The sequence below is a fragment of the Aeromonas sp. 601039 genome, assembly GCF_049174415.1.
Taxonomy (GTDB): Bacteria; Pseudomonadota; Gammaproteobacteria; order Enterobacterales; family Aeromonadaceae; genus Aeromonas; species Aeromonas veronii_A.
The window spans coordinates 100740-120592 of record NZ_JAAKTL010000003.1 but is presented as its reverse complement, the minus strand read 5'-3'; the positions used below and the strand labels follow the sequence as shown (position 1 = coordinate 120592).

The 19853-nt window shown below is 60.6% G+C and carries 14 protein-coding genes; 9 read left to right on the top strand and 5 right to left on the bottom strand.

The genetic code is table 11. The features are described from left to right. The first annotated feature begins 2 nt into the window (after positions 1-2). From nuoJ to G5195_RS04010, 8 genes are all read left to right on the top strand, one after another. Positions 3-554 (top strand): NADH-quinone oxidoreductase subunit J, encoded by a 552-nt coding sequence (gene nuoJ / locus G5195_RS04045; protein WP_005359828.1) that lies wholly within the window; start codon positions 3-5, stop codon positions 552-554. Continuing rightward, complete coding sequence (nuoK, locus tag G5195_RS04040) at positions 551-859, top strand: NADH-quinone oxidoreductase subunit NuoK (RefSeq protein ID WP_101530736.1); 309 nt, start codon at positions 551-553, stop codon at positions 857-859. Before nuoJ ends, nuoK begins: the two co-directional genes overlap by 4 nt. Beyond that, complete coding sequence (gene nuoL / locus G5195_RS04035) at positions 856-2703, top strand: NADH-quinone oxidoreductase subunit L (RefSeq protein ID WP_421235877.1); 1848 nt, start codon at positions 856-858, stop codon at positions 2701-2703. The genes nuoK and nuoL overlap by 4 nt, the downstream gene beginning before the upstream one ends. 98 nt (positions 2704-2801) lie before the next feature. Further along, positions 2802-4346, top strand: coding sequence for an NADH-quinone oxidoreductase subunit M (nuoM, locus tag G5195_RS04030; RefSeq protein ID WP_266133872.1), 1545 nt, complete (start codon positions 2802-2804; stop codon positions 4344-4346). Then, positions 4343-5806, top strand: coding sequence for an NADH-quinone oxidoreductase subunit NuoN (gene nuoN / locus G5195_RS04025; RefSeq protein ID WP_266133871.1), 1464 nt, complete (start codon positions 4343-4345; stop codon positions 5804-5806). Before nuoM ends, nuoN begins: the two co-directional genes overlap by 4 nt. 181 nt (positions 5807-5987) lie before the next feature. After that, on the top strand, positions 5988-7112 hold the full coding sequence (locus tag G5195_RS04020; protein ID WP_421235876.1) for an FIST signal transduction protein: 1125 nt from the start codon (positions 5988-5990) through the stop codon (positions 7110-7112). A 2-nt stretch (positions 7113-7114) separates the two neighbouring features. Continuing rightward, the gene (locus G5195_RS04015; RefSeq protein WP_421204736.1) at positions 7115-8545 is read left to right on the top strand and encodes an HD domain-containing phosphohydrolase; all 1431 of its coding nucleotides are present in this window, start codon (positions 7115-7117) and stop codon (positions 8543-8545) included. 16 nt (positions 8546-8561) lie between these two features. After that, a complete protein-coding gene (locus G5195_RS04010) occupies positions 8562-10103 on the top strand; it encodes an HD domain-containing phosphohydrolase (protein ID WP_254203392.1) in 1542 nt (513 codons plus the stop codon). Between the two features lie 72 nt (positions 10104-10175). On the opposite strand, the gene purL is transcribed toward G5195_RS04010, so the two are convergent. Then, the gene (purL, locus tag G5195_RS04005) at positions 10176-14099 is read right to left on the bottom strand and encodes a phosphoribosylformylglycinamidine synthase (RefSeq protein ID WP_421235875.1); all 3924 of its coding nucleotides are present in this window, start codon (positions 14097-14099) and stop codon (positions 10176-10178) included. Positions 14100-14248: 149 nt separating this feature from the next. Between purL and mltF the strand changes: the two genes are divergently transcribed. Then, a complete protein-coding gene (gene mltF / locus G5195_RS04000) occupies positions 14249-15733 on the top strand; it encodes a membrane-bound lytic murein transglycosylase MltF (protein WP_266133867.1) in 1485 nt (494 codons plus the stop codon). Positions 15734-16105: 372 nt separating this feature from the next. Here mltF and G5195_RS03995 read toward each other — a convergent pair whose 3' ends face one another. From G5195_RS03995 to G5195_RS03980, 4 genes are all read right to left on the bottom strand, one after another. Continuing rightward, on the bottom strand, positions 16106-16330 hold the full coding sequence (locus tag G5195_RS03995) for a zinc ribbon domain-containing protein (RefSeq protein WP_227340752.1): 225 nt from the start codon (positions 16328-16330) through the stop codon (positions 16106-16108). A 124-nt stretch (positions 16331-16454) separates the two neighbouring features. Next, on the bottom strand, positions 16455-17951 hold the full coding sequence (der, locus tag G5195_RS03990; RefSeq protein WP_421235874.1) for a ribosome biogenesis GTPase Der: 1497 nt from the start codon (positions 17949-17951) through the stop codon (positions 16455-16457). 74 nt (positions 17952-18025) lie between these two features. Then, a complete protein-coding gene (gene bamB, locus G5195_RS03985) occupies positions 18026-19210 on the bottom strand; it encodes an outer membrane protein assembly factor BamB (protein ID WP_421235873.1) in 1185 nt (394 codons plus the stop codon). Further along, positions 19203-19853, bottom strand: coding sequence for a YfgM family protein (locus G5195_RS03980; RefSeq protein WP_021229680.1), 651 nt, complete (start codon positions 19851-19853; stop codon positions 19203-19205). Before G5195_RS03980 ends, bamB begins: the two co-directional genes overlap by 8 nt.

Here is a 19853-nt window from a genome sequence, read left to right as displayed (position 1 = left end):
TCATGGAACTGGCATTTTATGCCTCGGCCCTGGTGGCCATTTACAGCACGCTGCGGGTGATCAGCACCAGCAATCCCATGCATGCGCTGCTCAATCTCATCATCTCCCTCATCGCCGTGGCCATGATCTTCTTCTGCCTGGGTGCCGCCTTTGCGGGCGCCCTGCAGGTGATCGTCTACGCCGGCGCCATCATGGTGCTGTTCGTGTTCGTGGTGATGATGCTGAACCTGGGGAGTGCCCAGGCACAGGAGAAAAAGTGGCTCACCCCCATGACCTGGGGGGGCCCAGCCCTGCTCTCGCTGATCCTGCTGGGCTTTCTGGCCCACGGCATTCTCGGGGTGACCGGGGGCCTGATCGGCGTGACCGAGGTGACCGCCAAGCAGGTGGGTGTCGAGCTCTTTGGCCCCTATGTGCTGGCGGTGGAGCTTGCCTCCATCCTGCTGCTGGCGGGTCTGGTAACCGCCTATCACCTGGGTCGGGAAGAGAAGAGCGGTGAAGTGCTCTCCGTCCCCCGCACAGCATCCCGCTCTGCACAAGAAGGAGGTCAGCAATGAATGGAATCCCTATGGAGCACGGCCTCCTGCTGGCCGCGATGCTCTTCTGCATCGGCTTGTGCGGTCTGCTGATCCGCCGCAACCTGCTCTACATCCTGATGAGTATCGAGATCATGATGAATGCCTCGGCACTGGCGTTTGTGGTGGCGGGTAGCCGCTGGGCCCAGGCCGATGGCCAGATCATGTATATCCTGGTGATTTCTCTGGCGGCAGCGGAGGCCAGTATCGGCCTTGCCCTGTTACTGCTGCTCTATCGTCGTTACCACACCCTGAACGTGGACACTGTGAGCGAGATGCGCGGATGAGCCTCTTATATCTGACTTTTCTATTTCCGCTGCTGGGATGGCTGGTGCTGGCCTTCTCCCTCGGCCGGTTTGGCGAGCGTACCTCGGCGCTGATCGGGGTGGGCTCCATTGGCCTGTCCGCCCTCACTACCCTGTGGGTGGGCATCGACTTTCTGGGCAACCCGCCCGAGGGGGGCGTCTATGTCCAGCGCCTGTGGCAATGGATGGCGGTGGGCAACTTTACCCCGAGCTTCTCGCTGGCACTGGATGGCCTGTCGCTGACCATGCTGGGGGTGGTGACCGGAGTCGGTTTCTTTATCCACCTGTTCGCCTCCTGGTATATGCGTGGAGAAGAGGGTTACTCCCGCTTCTTTACCTACACCAACCTCTTTATCGCCAGCATGCTGTTTCTGGTGCTGGCCGATGACCTGCTGTTTGTCTACCTCGGCTGGGAAGGGGTAGGGCTGTGCAGCTATCTGCTGATCGGCTTCTACTACAAGGATCGCAAGAACGGAGCGGCGGCCCTCAAGGCATTTGTCGTGACCCGGGTGGGTGATGTCTTCCTCGCCATCGGCTTGTTTATCCTTTATCGCGAACTGGGCACTCTCAATATTCACGAGCTGCTGGTGCGCGCACCGACCCTGTTTGCCGAGGGCTCCCCTGCCCTGTCGCTGGCCTGCCTGATGCTCCTGGGCGGCGCGGTCGGCAAATCGGCACAGCTGCCGCTGCAAACCTGGCTGGCGGATGCGATGGCAGGCCCGACCCCTGTCTCCGCGCTGATCCACGCCGCCACCATGGTGACCGCCGGTGTCTACCTGATTGCCCGTACCCACGGCCTGTTCCTGCTTGCGCCAGAGATCCTCCATCTGGTCGGGCTGGTTGGCGCCATCACCCTGGTGCTGGCAGGCTTTGCCGCGCTGGTTCAGACCGATATCAAGCGGATCCTCGCCTACTCCACCATGAGCCAGATTGGCTACATGTTTCTGGCACTGGGTGTCGGCGCATGGGAAGGGGCCATCTTCCACCTGATGACCCACGCCTTTTTCAAGGCGCTGCTGTTCCTCTCCGCCGGTGCCGTTATCGTTGCCTGCCACCATGAGCAGAACATCTTCAAGATGGGTGGCCTGCGCAAGAGTCTGCCGCTGGTCTATGCCTGCTTCCTGGTGGGTGGCTCGGCGCTGGCAGCGTTGCCGCTGGTCACTTCCGGTTTCTACAGTAAGGACGCCATCCTGTGGCAAGTAGAAGCCTCTGGCCAAAGCGCGCTGCTGTGGGCAGGTCTGGTAGGGGCATTCCTCACCTCGCTCTACACCTTCCGGCTGATCTTTATCGCCTTCCATGGCAAAGAGCAGACCAAAGCCCACGCGGGCCACGGTCTGGCTCACCACCTGCCGCTGCTGGTATTGCTGGTGCTCTCCACCGGCATAGGCGCGCTGATCACCCCGCCGCTGGCAGGTGTGCTGCCGGCAGGCCCGGGAGATCATATCGAAGAGGGGCGCCATGCACTGGAGGTTGCCTCCGGCATCATCGCCATTGCGGGCATCGCGCTGGCCGCGTTTCTGTTCCTTGGTGAGCGCCGTCTGGCCACCTCCATTGCCAACAGTGCGCCGGGCCGCCTGCTCAGCACCCTCTGGTTCAACGCCTGGGGCTTTGACTGGCTCTATGACCAGCTGTGGGTCAAACCCTATCTGCAGGCGACCCGTCTGGTCGGGCAGGATCCGCTGGACTGGATGATGGGCCTGCCCGCCTGGTTTGCCCTGCGTGGCAACCAGCTGTTGGCCTGGACCGTGACCGGCAAGTTGCGCTGGTATGCCGCCTCCATGGGGATCGGCGCCGTGCTGGTGCTGGCGCTGTTGCTGCTGGGGTAACGCGATGAACAACCGGACGATCATACAGCCAGGCTGTTTGCTCTCCCTGATGGAACAGGGAGCGCAATCTCATATGAACTTGAACGAGAGCTGATACCGTGACCTTACTCTGGATCTTGCTAATTCCTTTTATCGGCGGCTTGCTCTGCTGGCAGATGGAGCGTCTCGGCGGGCAGTTTGTCCGCTGGGTAGCCCTGCTCTCCATGAGCGCCAGCCTGCTGCTCTCCTGTGCCATCTGGCTAAGTGGTGACTTCTCCCTTGCCACCACGGGTCTCGACAGCGCGGGCGTCACCGGTGCTGCCTCCGCCTGGGCCGCCGAGTGGCGCCTGCCGTGGGTCCCCCGCTTCGGCATCTCTTTGCATCTGGCGGTAGATGGCTTGTCGCTCTTGATGGTGATGCTCACCTGCTTTATCGGGGTGCTGGCCATCCTCTGTTCGTGGAAAGAGATCGTGCAACGCATCGGCTTCTTCCACCTCAACCTGCTCTGGATCCTGGGTGGCGTACTCGGCGTCTTTATGGCGCTGGACCTGTTCCTCTTCTTCTTCTTCTGGGAGATGATGCTGGTCCCCATGTACTTCCTGATTGCGCTCTGGGGCCATTCAGTCACTGACGGCAAATCACGGATCAACGCCGCAACCAAGTTCTTCATCTACACCCAGGTTTCGGGCCTTATCATGCTGGTGGCCATCATCGGGCTGGTGCTGACCCACCAGCATGCTACCGGTGTATTCACCTTCAACTATCTGGATCTGCTCAATACCCCGATGAGCAAGGGTGTACAGTGGCTACTGATGCTGGGCTTCTTCATCGCCTTCGCGGTCAAGATGCCGCTGGTGCCGCTGCACGGCTGGCTGCCGGATGCCCACAGTCAGGCGCCGACCGCAGGTTCGGTGGATCTAGCCGGTATTTTGCTCAAAACCGCCGCCTACGGTCTGCTGCGCTTCGCCCTGCCGCTGTTCCCAGAAGCCTCCGCCGAATTTGCCCCCTACGCCATGGTGCTGGGCCTTATCGGCATCGTCTATGGCGCCATCGTGGCGTTCGCCCAAACCGACATCAAGCGGCTGGTGGCCTACACCAGCATCTCCCACATGGGTTTTGTGATGATCGCCATCTACTCGGGTAGCGAGCTGGCCCTGCAGGGCGCCGTGGTGCAGATGATCGCCCACGGTCTCTCCGCTGCCGGCCTCTTTATCCTCTGCGGTCAGCTCTACGAGCGGTTGCACACCCGGGATCTGCGCCAGATGGGCGGCCTGTGGGGACGCCTGCGCTATCTGCCCGGCGTGATGCTCTTCTTCTCGGTGGCGTCGCTTGGCATGCCGGGCACCGGCAACTTTGTCGGCGAGTTCCTGATCCTGGTCGGCAGCTTCCAGGTTGCCCCTGTCATCACGGCAGTCGCCACCTTCGGTCTGGTACTGGCCTCTGTCTACTCCCTCATCATGTTGCAGCGCGCCTGCTTTGGCCCCGCCAAGGATGAGAGCATGCTCAAGGGGCTGGATCGCCGCGAGCTGACCATGATGATGGTGATCGCGGGCCTGCTGGTTCTGCTTGGCCTCTATCCCCAACCCGTGATTGACACCGCCAGCAGCAGCCTTATCAACGTGCTGCACTGGTATCTGCTGCCGACTGCTGGAGCCCTGCAATGACTTTCTCCGCTTCCCAACTGCTGGCACTGCTTCCCCTGCTGTTGACCACCGGGGCCATGGCGGCCCTGATGCTGGCCATCGCCTGGCGCCGCTGTGTCACCACCGCCTTTACCGTGACCATTGTTGGCCTCAACCTGGCACTGTTCTCACTGCCCATCGTGATGGCGCAAGGGGATCAGGGGGTCACCCCGCTGCTGCAAGTGGACAGTTACGCCGTCTTCTACATGGGACTGGTACTCATCGGCGCGCTGGCTACCTGTACCTTCGGTCAATCTTGGCTGAAAACCTACCCGGACAACCGGGAAGAGTTCTTCCTGCTGCTGCTGATCGCCACCGCTGGTGGTCTGGTGCTGGCCTGCTCCCGTCACCTCGCCTCTCTCTTTATCGGGATCGAGATGCTGACCCTGCCGATGTTCGGTCTGGTGGGTTACGCCTACCGCGAGCGCCACTCGCTGGAAGCGGCGGTGAAATACATGGTGCTCTCTGCCGCCGCTACCGCCTTCCTGCTGTTTGGCATGGCGCTGCTCTACGCGCAGGCAGGCAGCCTGAGCTTTGCTGCCCTGGGGCAGTCCCTGGCCGAGAGCCCGGCTCACCATCCGCTGCTGATGGGGGGTTTGGGGTTAATGCTGGTCGGCTTTGCCTTTAAACTCTCCCTGGCCCCCTTCCACCTCTGGACCCCGGATGTCTACGAAGGAGCCCCGGCACCGGTCGCCACCTTCCTCGCCACCGTCAGCAAGGTGGCGGTCTTTGCCGTGCTGCTGCGCTTCTATCTGGCGGTACCGGCGGCGAGCGATCCCATGATCCACTGGCTGCTGGCAGCCATGGCGGTCATATCCATCCTGGTCGGCAACCTGCTGGCCCTGGTGCAGACCAACGTCAAACGGATGCTGGGTTACTCCTCCATCTCCCACTTCGGTTACCTGCTGGCGGTGATCGTGGCGAGCCGATTCGGCCAGATGCCGGTGGAAGCAGCCGGGGTCTACCTGCTGATGTATTTGTTCACCAGCCTGGGTGCCTTTGGGGTGGTGAGCATGATGTCGAGCCCCTATCGCGGCAAGGATGCCGACTCCCTGCACAGCTATCGCGGTCTGTTCTGGAAGCGCCCCTATCTGACTGCCGTACTGACGGTGATGATGTTGTCACTCGCGGGCATCCCGATGACCCTCGGCTTTATCGGCAAGTTCTACCTCATCGGCGTCACCGTCGAGGCGCAGCTCTGGTGGCTCTCCGGCGCCATCGTGCTCGGCAGCGCACTGGGTCTCTACTACTACCTCAAGGTGATGGTGACCCTCTATCTGCGCGAACCGGGCATGCAGCAGCGCGATGCCAGCGCCGACTGGGCGCTCTCCTCCGGTGGTGTGGTGGTACTGCTCTCTGCCGCCCTGGTGGTGTTGCTGGGGCTCTATCCCCAGCCGGTCATCAGTCTGGTACAAGGGTTCCAGCAGGTGGTGTTGCAGTAACCCGGCTCATTTCCCTTCAAAACCGGCCCATGTGGCCGGTTTCTTTTTTATGTGGATTGCCTGCTGGCAGAGACCCTTTTGTGTTGGCATCTCACACCCCGTGCAGCCGTTGGTCTCGTCCGGTATTCATCCAACCCCCTTGCTGATATATTGATGACTGGCAGGAATGGAGTTCCGAGCGATGATGCAGCCTACTTTTCATCAATTTGATGCGCATCCACTGGCCGATGCATTGCTTCCCTATGAGGGGCAACGACTCGATGTGTTGCTAGCCGAGCGGGATGCCGCACGCGTTGCCGATCTGCAGCAGCAGTGTCAGCGCCTCAACATTCAACTCTGCGGCGCCATCTTTCCACGCCTTGTCAGTCGGCACGGTTTCCACGAAAGGGGGGCTTGGCTGTTGCCCCGACCAGCATCCCACAATCCTCTGCTGCTCTCGCTCTCCCCTACAGCCAGTGCCGATACACTGGCCGATATCATCTGCGAGCAGTTGGCGTCCCGACTGGCAGAATGGCCGGACACCGAGAAGGTTCCCACCCTCTTTCTCACCTTTGACGCCATGCTCCCCAATATTGCAACCCTGCTCGAGGGGATCTATCTAAGGCTGGCGGACAGAGTCAACTATGCGGGTGTCAATGCAGGTAGCGGCCAGTTCACAGCCATGCCCTGCCTGTTTGACACCCAGAGATTGCTGGGGCATGGGGTCAGCTGTGCACTGCTCTCCCCCCACAGTCCCCCCTTGCTGGAGCACGGCTATCAACTCACTGCCCAGCCCATGCTCGCCACCAGCAGTGAAGGCAACAAGATCTCCTTTATCGACTGGGAGCCGGCTTTTAGCCGCTATCAATCCCTGATCCGGCAACAGTTCCAGCAAAACCTCACACCAGAGCAGTTCTATCGGTACGGTGTACATTTGCCCTTGGGGTTGCTGCGAGCCAATAGCGATGTGATCGTGCGGATCCCGGTCGCCGTTACCGACGACGGTGCCCTGCTCTGCGTCGGAGAGGTGCCTGACCACAGTATTCTCACACTGCTGAAAGCCCCGGAAAGCCCCACAGAGCACGCTGTCGAACTGGCCGAAAAGCTCGGCCGGCACGGTACACCCGAGCGCCTCGAGATCTATTACTGCGCCGGCCGTCAGCAGCACTTCGGCGAACAGAGCACCCTGGAGCTGGAGACCCTCTTTAGCCACAGCGGAGCCCACGAGCTGGTCGGGGCCCTCTCTCTTGGCGAGATAGGAAGTGTAAGGCCGGGGGATTACCCGCTCTTTCACAACGGTGCCATCCTCTGTCTCAGCGAGGGTTAGCAATGAATAACGATCACGCCATGGCCATTGTCTGCGATCTCGCCCTCTGCATCGGTCGGGAGGTCACACTCGATGCCCTGCTCACCAAGGTGGTGCAGCGCTTTATGTTTCACTGTGCCACACCGGTTGGTGTGGTATTGCAGCAGCAACGGGAAGGATATGAGCTGCTCAAGGTCATTGGTGATGATCAGCTATCCCGACACAGTGGCTCGCTGCTCTCCTTGCCTGCCTGGATTGTTGAAGGTGACCAATGTGCGCTGCAAACGACCTTGCCTCTCCCCGGTGGCCGACCGTACCACTTTGCCTATCGGCTCAGGGTTGACGGGGGATATCTCATCTTGCTGCTGGCCCCCCAACCCCAGCAGCACACAGTGCCGGTCTGCCATCTGTTCAGCCCGGTGCTCGGTAATCTGGCGCGCGCCATCCAGTTGTGCAAGGACAGCGAACAGCTCGCCAGGCGCCAGCAAGCCGAGCTGGTCGACATGCAGCGCCTCAACGAATCCCTGCTCAAGGCCATTCCCATCCCGGTGTTCTACAAGGATGTCGAAGGGCGCTTTCTCAGCTGCAACCCGGCCTTTACCCAAGTCACCGGGATCAGCAAGGCCGAGCTGCAGGGGAAGCGGGTGGACGAAATCCTGCCCCCGGAGATGGCGGACGAATATACCCAAAGGGACATGGAGGTGCTGCGCAGCAGGCAGCCGCAATATTTTGAACACACGCTGTTTGATCGCAGCGGCCACCGCTACCAGGTGCTCAACTTCAAGGATCTCTTCTATGACCATCAGGGCGAGGTGGCCGGAATCATAGGGGCACTGGTCGACATCACCCATATCAAGGAAAGCGAGCAGCGCCAGCGCACCCTGCTGTTTCAGACCATCGCGGCCCTCTCCTCCGCGATTGCCCACAAAGATCCGGTCACGGCAGGACACGAACGGCGCGTGCATGATCTCGCGCTGGCTATAGGTCAACAGCTGCAACTGCCGCAAGAGCAGCTGGATGGATTGGGTCTTGCGGCCATGGTGCATAACATCGGCCTGCTGCAGATCCCGGCGGAGATCCTCACACGCCCGCGGGAACTGAGGCCGGTTGAGTTCGAACTGATCAAACAGCATCCGGACACTGGCCGCGAGATCCTGCAACAGATTGACTTCCCCTGGCCCATCACCACCATAGTGATGCAGCACCATGAAAATCTCGATGGTAGCGGCTACCCACAAGGGCTACAGGGGGATGCGATCTCGCTGGAGGCGAGGATTATACGGGTCGCCGACTCCCTGGCCGCCATGACGGCCCACCGTCCGTTCCGGCGCGCCCTCTCTCTCACCGATGCGTTCGCCGAGCTGACGCGCTATGCCGGTGTGCATTACGACGAACAGGTGGTCGATGCCTGTTTCGCCGTCTGGCAAGCGGGCTACCGCTTTACTACCACCTGACTCTGGTTGCACCAAGATGATGTTAAAAGATCTACCGCCATCCATTCAGCCACCGGGCGTCAGCTCTCACCCCACCGCAGCCCTGCTCCATCAGGTGATGGAACAGCTGCCCTATCGCGTCCTGTTGAAAGATACCCGTTCACACTTCATCGCCTGCAACCGACTGCTGGCCGACGATCTGGCCCTCACCCCGGCCGAACTGGTTGGCAAGTGCGATGCCGATTTTTTCCCGGCCGAGCTGGCCCAACGCTACCGGGATGACGATCTCCAGGTCATGGCCAGCGGCACAACCCGGCATCACGAAGAACCCTATCTGAAAGGGGGTGAAGACCGCTGGCTCAGTACCACCAAGTTTCCCCTGTACGATGAGCTGGGCAAGGTGATCGGTGTCGCTGTCTTTTTCGAAGATATCACCGACCAGAAACAGCAGCAGGAGCGTCTCCAGCAATATACCTGGACGCTGGAAGCAATAACCCGCGCCCACCATGCCATGCTCAAGCAGGGGGATGAACAGACACTACTGCAGGAGATCTGTGATGCCATCACTTTCGATGGCCGTTTTCCCCTGGTGACCGTACTGCAGACCGCTGATCAGAACAGAGTACAGATCCTGGCGCAGGCAGGTCAGGCCGTCTGGTTTGCCAGCGATAACTGGCTCACCCGGGACGCAGCCCTGATCAGTGCAATCAGTTCAGGCGAGATGCGCAACGAAGCACTTGGCACCGAACTGGTCCACCACTCCGCCACCCTGAGGGGACGGCTGCTGCTGCCATTGCAGTGGCAAGCCACTGTGCCAGGCGGACTGCTTATTCACAGCACGCAGGCCAGAGCCTTCACCGATGAGGAGGTGCATCTCTTCAACGGACTGGCCGACTACCTGACCTATGGCCTGCAGGCACGTCGAACCCAGCAGGCCTATCTTGCCGCCCAGCGTGAAAAAGCCATGCATGCCCGCCAACTGGAGCTGGCCCTGGAGGATGCGCTGGGAGCCATCGCTGCCGTGCTGGAACAACGCGATCCCTACACCGCCGGACACCAGAAGCATGTCGCTACCCTGGCGCTGGCCATCGGCCGAGAACTGGGGTTGGGTGATAAACCGCTACGCGGTCTCTATCTGGGCGCCATGGTGCACGATATCGGCAAAATCCAGGTCCCTGTCGAGATCCTCACCAAACCGGGCAAACTGACCCCCCAGGAGTTCAATCTGGTCAAGGAGCATCCGACAGCGGGTTATCTGGTGCTCAAGGATATCGCCCTGCCCTGGCCCATAGCCCGGATGATCCACCAGCACCACGAGTATCTCGACGGTTCCGGCTATCCATCAGGGTTAAAAGGCGAGCAGATCCTGCTGGAAGCGCGCATTCTCACGGTCGCCGATATAGTGGAGTCCATGTCATCGGATCGTCCCTACCGTGCTGCCCTGGGGATTGCGCAGGCCCGAACCCATATCATGGCCATGCGGGGAGTCCAGCTGGATGAAGCCGTGGTCGATGCCTGTCTGCGTATTCTGGATCGGGGAGAGTTTACCCCTCATGAACTTGGCCACGGCCAAACCTGATCGACAGAGCCCATATTGAAAAACCGGCCAAATTTGGCCGGTTTCTGTTTTTATGCGCTGGCGCAGTCGCGATTAACCCAGACGAACCCGGGCGTTGCGGAACATCCGCATCCAGGCGCCGTCCTCACCCCAGTTGTCGGGGTGCCAGGAGTTGGCCACGGTGCGGAACACCCGCTCCGGGTGCGGCATCATGATGGTGGCGCGACCATCGGTGGTGGTCACGGCGGTGATACCATCCGGCGAGCCATTCGGGTTGGCCGGGTAACGCGAGGTCACACTGCCGCGGTTGTCGACAAAGCGCAGCCCTACCAGACCGCTGGCCTGCAACGCGCTCAGGTGAGCGGCATCGCGCACCTCCACCCGTCCTTCCCCATGGGAGACGGCAATGGGCATCACGGAACCCGCCATGCCGGCGAAGAAGGCCGACGGGGACTCCTGCACCTCAACCAGGCTGAAGCGCGCTTCGAAGCGCTCGGAGCGGTTGCGCACAAAGCGCGGCCAGAGATCGGCACCCGGGATGAGATCCCGCAAGTTGGACATCATCTGGCAACCGTTGCAGACACCCAGAGAGAGGGTATCGCCACGCTCGAAGAAGCGCTGGAACTGCTCGCGGGCGTTGTCATTGAACAGGATGGACTTGGCCCAGCCTTCCCCCGCCCCCAGCACGTCACCGTAGGAGAAACCGCCACAGGCCACCAGGGTCTGGAACTCTTCCAGCTTGATGCGACCGGAGAGAATGTCGCTCATATGGACATCGACCGCCGCGAAACCGGCACGATCGAACGCCGCCGCCATCTCCACATGGGAGTTGACTCCCTGCTCGCGCAGCACCGCCAGACGGGGGGAGACCCCACGGGCAATGTAAGGTGCGGCCACATCTTCGGCCGGGTTGAAGCTGAGCTTGGCCTGCAGGCCCGGATCGGTGGCGTCCTGACGAGCAGCATGCTCCTGATCCGCGCACTCGGGGTTGTCGCGCAGGCGCTGCATCTGCCAGCTGGTCTCGCCCCAGATGGTGCGCAGGGCAGTGCGGCTGGCGCGATAGACCTCCTGACCGGCCCGTTGCAGGGTGATGAGATCCCCCTCACGCACCGTGCCGAGCACGTGAGAGCAAGCCGCCAGACCGTGACCAGCCAGCAGGGTCATCACCGCCTCTTTATCTTCGCGGCGCACCTGAATGACGGCGCCCAGCTCCTCGTTAAACAGCGCAGGCAGCAGCTCTCCACCGATGCGATCGAGCTGGATGTCGAGACCGCAGTGACCGGCAAACGCCATCTCGGTCAGGGTCACGAACAGGCCGCCGTCAGAACGGTCGTGATAGGCGATCAGCTTGCGATCGGCCACCAATGCCTGAATGGCGTTGAAGAAGCCCTTGAGCTGGACCGGGTTGTCGAGATCCGGCGCCTTGTCACCCAGCTGGCGATAGACCTGTGCCAGTGCGGAGGCACCGAGGCGCTGCTTGCCATTGCCAAGGTCGATGAGGATAAGGTCGGTCTCACCGAGATCGGTACGCAGCTGCGGCGTGACTGTGTTGCGCACATCCTCGACCCGGGCAAATGCCGAGATGAGCAGGGAGAGCGGCGAAGTGACGCTGTGCTCCTTGCCATCCTGCTGCCATCGGGTCTTCATGGACATGGAGTCCTTGCCCACCGGAATGGTGATGCCCAAGGCCGGGCAGAGCTCCTCACCTACCGCTTTGACCGCCTCATAGAGACCGGCATCTTCACCCGGATGACCGGCAGCGGCCATCCAGTTGGCGGAGAGCTTGACCCGCTTCAGCGACCCGATATGAGCCGGCGCCAGGTTGGTGAGCGCTTCCGCCACCGCCATACGAGCGGAGGCGGCGTGGGAGAGCAGCGCCACCGGGGTACGCTCGCCCATCGACATAGCTTCGCCGTGATAGCTGTCGTAGGTGGCAGCGGTGACGGCGCAATCGGCCACCGGGATCTGCCAGGGGCCAACCATCTGGTCGCGATTGACCAGACCGGTCACGCTGCGATCGCCGATGGTGATAAGGAAGGACTTCTCCGCCACGGTCGGCAGGCGCAGTACCCGCTCGGCCGCGTCACTCAAAGTGATGCCATCGAGCTGGAGCGCTTTGCCTTGTGCAGGCAGAGTCACCACGTCACGGTGCATCTTGGGCGCCTTGCCGAGCAGCACGTCCAGCGGCAGATCGATGGGCTGATTGTCAAAGTGGCTGTCAGAGAGGGTCAGATGCTTCTCTTCGGTCGCGGTACCGATGACGGCATAGGGGGCGCGCTCACGCTCGCACAGCGCCTTGAAGAACGGCAGCTTGTCCTGCGCTACCGCCAGCACGTAACGCTCCTGGGATTCGTTGCACCAGATCTCCAGCGGGCTCATGCCTGGCTCGTCGTTCGGGATGGCGCGCAAATCGAAACGGCCACCGCGCTCACCGTCGTTGACCAACTCCGGCATGGCGTTGGAGAGACCGCCCGCCCCCACGTCGTGGATGAAGACGATGGGGTTGTCGTCCCCCAGTTGCCAGCAGCGGTCAATCACCTCCTGACAGCGGCGCTCCATCTCGGGGTTGTCACGTTGCACCGAGGCAAAATCGAGATCTTCGGCCGACTGGCCGGAAGCCATGGAGGAAGCTGCGCCGCCGCCCAGACCGATGTTCATCGCCGGGCCACCCAGCACGATGAGGGCCGCCCCGACCGGGATCTCCCCTTTCTGGACGTGCTCGGAGCGGATATTGCCGATACCGCCCGCCAGCATGATGGGTTTGTGGTAGCCACGTACCTCGACGCCGTTGTGGCCCGGCACCTCCTCTTCGAAGGTACGGAAGTAACCGAGAATGGCCGGACGGCCGAACTCGTTGTTGAAGGCGGCGCCGCCGAGCGGCCCCTCCTGCATGATGTCAAACGCGCTGACGATGCGGCTCGGCTTGCCAAAATCCTGCTCCCAGGGCTGCTCAAAGCCGGGGATGCGCAGGTTGGAGACGGAGAAACCGACCAGACCCGCCTTGGGCTTGGCACCGCGACCGGTGGCACCCTCGTCGCGGATCTCGCCGCCTGAGCCGGTGGCTGCCCCCGGGAAGGGGGAGATGGCGGTCGGGTGGTTGTGGGTCTCCACCTTCATCAGGATGTCGACTTGCTCCTGATGATACTGGTACTCGCCGCTGGCCGGGCTCGGGAAGAAGCGGCCACCCTGGCTCCCTTCCATCACGGCGGCGTTGTCTTTATAAGCAGAGAGGACATGATCCGGCGTCTGCTCGAAGGTGTTCTTGATCATCTTGAACAGCGACTTGGGCTGCTGCTCACCATCGATGGTCCAGTCGGCGTTGAAGATCTTGTGGCGACAGTGCTCGGAGTTTGCCTGGGCAAACATGTAGAGCTCGATGTCGTTGGGGTTGCGACCCAGCCTGGTGAAATTCTCCACCAGATAGTCAATTTCGTCGTCGGCCAGCGCCAGACCCAGCGCCACGTTGGCCTCTGCCAAGGCTGCGCGGCCACCGCCCAGCACATCGACCTGGGTGAAGGGGCGCGGTTCGTGGTGGGCAAACAGAGCGCTCGCCGCTTCCATGTCGGCAAACACCGTCTCCATCATGCGATCGTGCAGCACGGCCGCCACATCGGCACGCTGGGCGGCGCTCAGCTCACCCTGCCCCTTGATGGTCAGGTAATAGGCAATACCACGCTCCAGCCGCTTGACCTGTTTCAGGCCGCAGTTGTGGGCGATGTCGGTTGCTTTGGAAGACCAGGGGGAGATAGTGCCGGGGCGGGGGGTAACAAGAAACAGCTGACCGCTGGGGGTGTGTTCGGGGATGGTCGGGCCATAGCGCAAGAGCTGGCCCAAGGTCGCTCGCTCGGGGGGAGAGAGGGGGCTTGTCAGCTCGGCAAAGTGCACATACTCGGCATAGACATCCTCTATCTCTACTCCGCTCTCTACTCCACTCTCGTTTCTCATCTGTGCGAAGCGTTGCAGCAGTTTTTGGACACGAAAATCAGACAGTGCTGGGGCACCACGCAAGATATCCATATGACCTTTCTCACCAAGTTTTAAAGTGGGGGGGAATTGAGACGCGCGTATTATAGGGATCTGGCTCACAGCGGACAAACGTTTTTCTCACTTCGAGCAGTGTGACTCTGCGCACACTCTCTGGTATAAAGGTGCCTCTTTTTTGACAAATGCCGATTTTTTCAACAAAGGTACTCACCTACTTGCGCTGCATTTTTCGACTGTTTATCGGGCTGTTGTTGACGCTGACGCTGGTTGGCTGCGACTTCTATAGCCCCTCCAGCCAGCTGGAGCAGATCCGCCAGCGAGGCGAGATCCGGGTTGGCACCATCTATGGTCCCACCTCTTATTACCAGCGTGACGACCTCGCCCAGGGGTTCGATTACGAGCTGGCACAAAATTATGCCGACTGGCTGGGGGTGACACTCACCATCATCCCGGTCAACACCACTGACGAACTGGTTACACTGCTGAAAAAGGGCAAAGTCGATCTGGCGGCAGCCGCCATCATGGTCACACCGGAACGTCGCGAGCTGTTTCGCTTCGGTCCGGGCTTCTACCAGGTCTCCCCCAAGCTGGTCTACCGTAACGGCAAGCCCAAGCCGGCCTCGTTGAACGACATAAAAGGCAAGCTGATGGTGGCCGCAGGCTCCACCGGGGAAGACCTACTCAAAGAGATGAGCAAAGAGAATCCGAAACTAGCCTGGAGCACCAGCCACAACGCCGATGTGGAGGAGCTGCTCAAGCAGGTGGTGGATGGCAAGATTGACTACACGGTGGTGCAGGATACCGTACTGGCACGCAGTCAGCGCTACTACCCCGAGCTCACCGAAGGGCTGACCCTGGCCCAGAAGCAGACTGTTGCCTGGGCCATGAGCAAGCTGCCCGATGACAGCCTCTACGCCAGCGTCATCGACTTTTTCGGTCAGCGATTTATGGATGGTGCCATCGCAAAGCTGGACGAGAAGTACTTCGGCCACGTGCAGAACTTCGACTTTGTCGATACCCGCACCTTCCTCAAGCGCGCCAAGAGTCTGCTGCCCAAGTACCAGCCGCTGTTCCAGACTCACGCCAAGAATATCGACTGGCGTCTGCTCGCCGCCATCAGCTATCAGGAGTCCCACTGGGACCCGCAGGCCCGCTCCTACACCGGCGTGCGCGGCATGATGATGCTGACCGAGCCCACCGCTAAGGCGATGGGGGTCAACAACCGGCTTCATCCGGAAGAGAGCATTAAGGGTGGCTCCCTCTATCTGCAACAGATGATGGAGAAGGTGCCGGATTCGGTGCCCGATGACGAGAAGGTGTGGTTTGCCCTCACCGCCTACAACATCGGTTACGGCCACATGATGGATGCCCGCCGCCTGACCAAAGAGCTCGGCAAGAATCCCGACGCCTGGAGCGACGTCAAGGATGTGCTGCCTCTGCTGCAGCAAGCACGCTGGCATCGCAAGGTGCGCTACGGTTATGCCCGCGGCAGCGAAGCTCGCAACTATGTCAACAACGTGCGTCAGTACTACCAGAGCCTGCTCTGGCTCGATAACGAGCAACAGAAGGCCCACCAGCGGGAGAGTCTCGACAACGACAGCGAGCCGGAGATCGCCGAGCGCCCGACTATCATCGCCGAAGTGGTCAATCAGATCACCATGCGCTAACCAGCCATTATTCGGCTGTCTTCACACAAACTTCTCTGTTACCATCGATTCACATCGGAGCCTATCCGAAATCGCATTGTTTTCATTATGTTGAGAGATTAAATAACAGCAATTTCGGATGGGCTCCATCAATGACCCAAGGCCGGGACGGCCACCTGAGTTGGGAGGAGACCAAGATGCAAAAACGTAGAAAAATCAGTCTGGTCAGAAAAGCGAAGTGCAGCTGGAGCCCCAGACGCAAACTCAAGCTTAATGACATCAAGCGCAACCTGTGGCGCAGAAATCGATCCTATACCCTGCTTATTGCAGAGCACACAGCATAAACCCGGCATTCGCCGGGTTTTTTATCTTCTTTCTCACCTGAATATCGTCTTAAACCAGCTCAGCCTTGAACTGTACCGTCCGCTTGGAGATCAGCGAGTTGCAGTGGTTGCAGAAGTAATCCACCGCACCACACGCCTTGAGCCGCTCCAGCTCCATATGGCAGGTGGGACAGAGCGCGGTGACCCGCACAATGGCCTGGCACTGACCACAGGTTTGCTCCTTGCTGCGGGTATCCAGTTCAGCCTGGCATGATGGACAAAGCAGAGCTTCCATAGTCGACTCCTCATAAAGTGAACCTGCGATAGGCTTGCCCATGGCGGGTTCCCCTCCCCGCCAGACATTACGCCACTGCAGGGGGAATAACAGAGCGGCTGCCGGTGAGGGCAGCCGCCAGGGCTTATTTCTTCTTCATTTTCAGCAGCCGTTTGCGCTGACGTTCCTGACTCAGGGTCATGGTGTTCTTCTTCCCTTCAAACGGGTTGACCGACTCCTGGAACTCGACCCGGACCGGCGTCCCCATGATCTTCAGCGACTTGCGGAAGTAGTTGATGAGGTAGCGCTTGTAGGAATCCGGCAAGTCATTGAGCTGGTTGCCGTGGATCACGATGCGCGGCGGGTTGTAGCCACCGGCGTGAGCATACTTGAGTTTGACGCGGCGACCATTGACCATCGGCGGCTGGTGATCTTCCTGCGCCATCTGCATAATGCGGGTCAGCATCGCCGTGCTGGTGCGGCGGGTGGCGGACTGGTAAGCCTCCTGAATGGATTCAAACAGATGGCCGACACCGCTGCCGTGCAGGGCGGAGATGAAGTGGACGCGAGCGAAATCGATGAAGCCCAAGCGACGATCCAGCTCGTTCTTCACATCCTCTTTCACCTTCTGATCCAGACCATCCCACTTGTTCACCACCAGCACCACGGAGCGACCGGCGTGGAGCACATAGCCAAGGATGCTCAAGTCCTGATCGGTGATGGTCTCCTGGGCGTCGATCACCAGCAGGCAGACGTTGGCATCTTCGATGGCTTTCAGGGTCTTGATAACGGAGAACTTCTCCACCGTCTCGTGCACCTTGCCACGACGACGCACACCGGCGGTGTCGATAACCACATACTTCTGCTCGTCACGTTCCATTGGAATGTAAACGGAGTCACGGGTGGTGCCGGGCATGTCATAGACGATGACCCGATCTTCACCCAGCATACGGTTGGTCAGGGTAGATTTACCGACGTTGGGACGACCAACGATGGCGAACTTGATGGGCAGGTCGGCGAACGGGGTCTCCTTGGTGTCCTCTTTGGTATCGAGTTCACCGGCAGCCACCATGCGCAGCAGGGCTTCTTCGTCGAAGTCCTCCTCTTCCTCATCCTGCGCATCTTCATCGGTAGCGGAGTCGACCAGGGTCTCCAGATGGGGAGCCAGGGCCAGTTCCAGCAGGCTCAGCACGCCACGACCGTGGGCGGCCGCGATCTGGTAGACCTCGCCCAGCGCCAGACCGTAGAACTCGGAGACCGCGGAATCACCGTCGATACCGTCGGTCTTGTTGGCCACCAGAAATACCTTCTTGTGGGCCTTGCGCAGGTGCTCGGCAATGGCTTGATCCGCCGCGGTCAGACCGGCACGGGCATCCACCATGAACAGCACGACGTCCGCTTCTTCGATGGCCAGCAGAGATTGCTCGGCCATCTTCAGCTCGATCCCCTCTTCGGTGCCATCGATACCGCCGGTATCGACCACGATAAATTCCAGCTCGCCCAACTTCGCCTGACCGTATTTACGGTCCCGGGTCAGACCGGGAAAATCGGCAACCAGGGCATCCCGAGTACGGGTCAAGCGGTTAAAAAGGGTGGATTTCCCCACGTTGGGGCGGCCCACCAGGGCTACTACAGGAGTCATAAAAGCCTCATTCTCAAGACGACAAAGGCTCCGGGTCCGAAGACCAGGAGCCGGATATTCAGATTGACGGGCGATCAGGGACGCTGCAAAGCGTACAACTTGCCGTCACGGCTCTGCACATACAGGGTCTCGCCATCCACCAGCGGGGCGGCATAGAGACCACTGCTATCGAGCTGCTGCATCGCCTTGATGGTACCGTCGGTACGATCAAGCCAATACAGGTATCCTTCCACATCACCCACCACCACGTAGTCACCGAAGATAACTGGTGCAGTGACGGTACGATTTTCCAGCTGGGTGTTGGACCACAGCTCCAGACCGTTGCGACGGTCGATGGCAAACAGATGGCTGCGGCTGTCGGTCAGCACGATGGCATTGCCGGTCATCGCCAGATCGCGATAGCCGGAATACTTGCGCTTCCACACTTCATCGCCGGTCATCAGCTTGCGCGCCATCAGCTGACCGTTGTAGGCGATGGCGTAGAGCTCATCACCGGCAATCAGCGGGCTGGCATCGACGTCAACCATACGGTCCAGCTCGGTGGCACCGCGCGGATCAGCCACCTTGGACTGGCGCACCGGCTGGCCATTGCTCAGCAGGGCGATGCCCACCTTGCCATCGGCACGACCGTAAATCACGGCGCCGTTGGTGATCACCGGTGCACCGGCACTGCGCAGGGTCAGCGGCGGCTGCTCTTCGGAGAGCGACCACTGCATCTTGCCTTCATCAGTGTCGAGGGCGATCAGGCGACCGGAGGTGGTCAACACCACCACGCGGCCATCTTCCACCGCAGGGCTTGCCACCACTTCGCCGGGCACATTGGTCTGCCACAGCACTTCGCCATTCTCTTCGTTCAGGGCGTAGACCACCCCGTTCTCGGAGCCGAGGAACAGCTTGCCGTAACGGGAGACCAGACCACCGGAGAGGCGAGCACTGCGCTTGTCGGCGTTGATCGGCAAGTCAGCCAGATCCACGCTCCACAGCTCCTTGCCGCTTTCGCGGTCAAAGGCGGTCACATCGCCATCGCGGGCCGCCGCGTAGATGCGATCCTCTTCCACCACCGGCTTGAGCTGGGAGTAAAAGTCACCGATGCCATCACCCACAGTGGATGACCATGCGGTGTCGGCAGTGAAGGCAGATTCAACCTTGGGCAGCGGCGCCATCGGGTTGAGATCCTCTTCGGAACTGAACAGGGAGCACCCCTGCAGAGCGAAGGAGACCGCAGCCCCCAGCGCCACCATCTTGAATAGATTACGCATCCGGTGCCTCACCAGTCGCAACGGCCGGCAGGGCCAGATCGTCCATTTTCAGCTTGAGCTCGGCGCTACCCTGCAGGCCGCCGGCATCGGCCGCTGCCTGATAGGCATCACGAGCCTCTTCGGTCTTGCCCTGCTTTTGCAGCACATCACCACGGGCTTCGGCTACCTGCGCCTTGAAGGCCTCATTCTGGATGGTCGCCAGCTTGGCCAGCGCTTCATCTGCCTTGCCCTGATCATTCAGCACACGGGCCAGACGCAGCGCCGCGATGGGACGAATGCTCTCGTCACCCGTAGTCGCCACCAGCTCCAACTGCTCGGCAGCCAGATCCAGCTTGCCCGCCTTGACGGCAGCGGCAGCCAGTTGCAACGCGGCCAGTTCACCGTAGGAGTCACCCTTGTTGGCGGTGACAAACTGCTGTGCCTGCTCGAAACCGGCGGCATCGCCCTTGGCAAGCTGCTCAATCACCTGGTTGTAAGAGTGGGAGGAGGCCTCCATGGTCTCTTGCTGGTGCTGGTTGTAATAGCGCCAGCCGAACAGACCGACCAGACCGATCACGGTCCCGGCAATCACCGAGGTTCCGTTCTCTTTCCACCACTCCTTGATAACCTCAACCTGTTGTTCTTCGGTGGTATAGACTTCCAC